4 protein-coding genes are annotated in these 2,690 nt (G+C 72.2%); all 4 read left to right on the forward strand.

What is annotated here, in order from left to right:
- Positions 1-16: 16 nt before the first annotated feature.
- Positions 17-394 carry a hypothetical protein gene (locus tag DLJ59_RS00185; RefSeq protein WP_124770520.1) on the forward strand — a complete coding sequence of 126 codons (378 nt, stop codon included), beginning with the start codon at positions 17-19 and terminating at the stop codon, positions 392-394.
- 121 nt (positions 395-515) lie between these two features.
- Complete coding sequence (locus DLJ59_RS00190; RefSeq protein ID WP_124770521.1) at positions 516-1,145, forward strand: DUF4178 domain-containing protein; 630 nt, start codon at positions 516-518, stop codon at positions 1,143-1,145.
- Positions 1,146-1,237: 92 nt separating this feature from the next.
- Positions 1,238-2,005 (forward strand): hypothetical protein, encoded by a 768-nt coding sequence (locus DLJ59_RS00195; RefSeq protein ID WP_124770522.1) that lies wholly within the window; start codon positions 1,238-1,240, stop codon positions 2,003-2,005.
- Positions 2,006-2,077: 72 nt separating this feature from the next.
- A partial coding sequence (locus DLJ59_RS00200) for a hypothetical protein (RefSeq protein ID WP_124770523.1) occupies positions 2,078-2,690 on the forward strand: 613 nt, incomplete at its 3' end.

Below are 2,690 nucleotides of genomic sequence, written 5' to 3' on the forward strand. Positions count from 1 at the left end.
GGGAAAGAGGTGGGGCATGTTCGGGAATGGGAAAAAGTGGGAGAGGGAACTTGGTGCGGCCGTCGACGAGTTGGTGGCGGCCGACACGCTCGCCTTCGGGGGAGTTGGCTTCGCCGGCACGTTGTTGCCGGTGACCGAGGCGTACGAGCGGGTGTCGGCCGCTCTCGACGACCACCCCGAGGAGGTGCGCCGCCAACTCGACCGGGTGCTGGCCGACGGCACACCCGCCGGCCGGGCGTACGCGGCCACGCTCCTGGAGCGCGTCGACCCGGCGGCGGCCCGAGCGGCCTGGACATCGCTGCGGGACGACCCGGGCGAGTTCACCACCTTCGTCGGCTGCGTCATTGACCGCGAAACCCTGGGCACCTACGCCAGCCGACGGCTCGCAGCCTGAGCCATGCACACCAGGCGACGCCACCGCTGCCATCGGTAGCTGAGCCGTCGGTCACGGTACGGGTCCCGATGGTGCCGAAGGTTGTTACCGTCTGCGCCGACGAACCTGGGGAGGTAGTCGGGTGGACGCGCTGGTGACGTACCTGGTGGCGGCGCTTGCCGTACTCGTGGTGGTCGTGCTCCTGCTCGTCGCACGGGCCCGCCGGACAGCCCGGCCCGGCGGCCTGCCACCGCCCCGACGGTCAGCGGGCGGCGGCGCGGCGGGTGGCGGCGCGGCGGAGTCGCCGCGCTCCGGCCCGCTCCGGCTGACCCCGGGCGACCGGGTGCGGATCCGTGGGCGGGAGTACGCGGTGAGCGCCACGATCCGCCTGGTCGAGGGTGACTGGAGCTGGGTGCAGCACCTGCTCGACGACGACTCCGGCACCCACCACCGGCTCTCCGTGGAGGACGGCCCCGAACTCGAACTGGTTCTCTGGACCGCCGAACCGGGCGCCACCGTCACCCCGGGCGCCCCGACCATCGAGCTCGGCGGGCGGCGCTACACCTGGGCCGAGACCGGGCAGGCGCGTTACACCGCCACCGGAGAGACCGACCTGCCGTCGACCGGCACCATGCGCTACCACGACTACCAGTCCGGTGGCGCGGCGCGGCTCTCCTTCGAGGCGTACGGCGAAGAGGGCTGGCGGGTGGCCCGCGGTGCTCTGCTCGGCCCGGCCGACCTGACGATCCACCCCGCGCCTGAGGTTCGCTGAGCCGGACCGGGCGGGCACGCCGGGCACGCCGCGGCATGCCGAACTGGCCGGTTGTCGATACGGTGTGGGCGCGATCTTAGGGAAGGAGAATCGTGGTCGATTCCCAGAGCACGCCGGCCCGTCAGCGGCCGTCCATTGTGTCGATTTCCAGTTACCTGCTCTACCTGTTCCTGGCACTCCAGGTGATCAGTCTGATCATCACGCTCAGCACCTTCGGCAAGACGCAGGACGCGCTTCGTGAAGCGTATGCGGACAGCACCGTCGAGGGTGCCGACCAGGTGGCCGAAGTCTTCGCCGTCATCGGCATCGCCGGCAGCGTGCTGCTGCTGCTGCTCGCGGTCGTGCTGGGCGTGCTGGCCCTCTTCAACAACCAGGGCCGTAACGGCGCCCGGATCACCACCTGGATCGTCGGCGGCATCATGGTCTGCTGCGTCGGCAGTGGCCTGCTCGGCAACGCGGCCAGCGGTCTCACCACCGGCGGCGGGACCGGCGGCGATGGGCCGAGCCCGGAGGAGATCCAGCGCCGCCTGGAAGAGGCCCTGCCGTCCTGGCTCACCCCGGTCAGCATCCTGCTCGGCGTGCTCAGCCTGATCGCGCTGATCACGGCGCTGATCCTGCTGGCGCTGCCGAAGGCGAACGAGTTCTTCCGCAAGCCCACCGCGGCCTGGGAGCCGCCGACCCCGGGTGCCAGCTACCCGGGGTACCCGCAGGCGCCGGGTCAGCCCGGCTACCCGCAGGCCTCCGGTGAACCGGGCTATCCGTCGAGCGGGGAGCCGGGCTACCCGCCGCCGCCCGCGAGCCGGCCGGACGACACGCCGCCCACGGATCGGCCCGGGTCAACCCCGCCGTCGACGAGCTGACGACTCGATAAGCACGACGCCGACGATCCCTCCGAGTAGGTTGCAACCCGACGCCTACCGGAGGGATTCGTCGTGTCGTACCCGGAATCGGCACCGGCCCGCCGGCCCGCCGCCGTCCTGTCGGCAGCGACAGTGCTGTTGGTGATGGCGGTCGCCGCGCTCGCGTACGCCGTGGTCGACCTGGTGGTGCTGGGCGCGACTGTCGACGCGTTCCGCTCCGCCGCCCGCGACACCTCGGCGGGCCCGGCGCAGATCGACGACGTGGTGACGCTGCTCCGCGTCTCCGCGGTGCTGTCGGCGGTGGTGGCGGCGCTCTCCGCGCCGCTGCTCGGCGGCCTGGCCCTCGGGCTGCTGGCCGGTCGCAACGGCGTGCGGGTGGCGACTTGGGTGGTCAGCGGGCTGGGCCTGCTCGCCGGCTGTTGCAGCGTGGCGGTGGTCGTCGGCGAACGGGCCGCGCCACTGCAACTGGGCTCGGGCGAGCAGTCCCTCGCCGAACTGCTGGGCCTGATCGGCGACGCGTACCCGTCCTGGTGGATCCCGCTCAACGCCGGTCTTTCCGTCGCACAGGGGCTCGGTTACCTTGTAGTAGCTACGCTGCTGGCGCTGCCCGCGGCGAACAGCTGGTTCGGCCGCCACCGCTCGACCACGCCAACCGCACCGCCGATGTTCCCGCCCGCCCCGCACC

It is taken from the genome of Micromonospora inaquosa (assembly GCF_003857055.1).
Classification (GTDB): Bacteria; Actinomycetota; Actinomycetes; order Mycobacteriales; family Micromonosporaceae; genus Micromonospora; species Micromonospora inaquosa.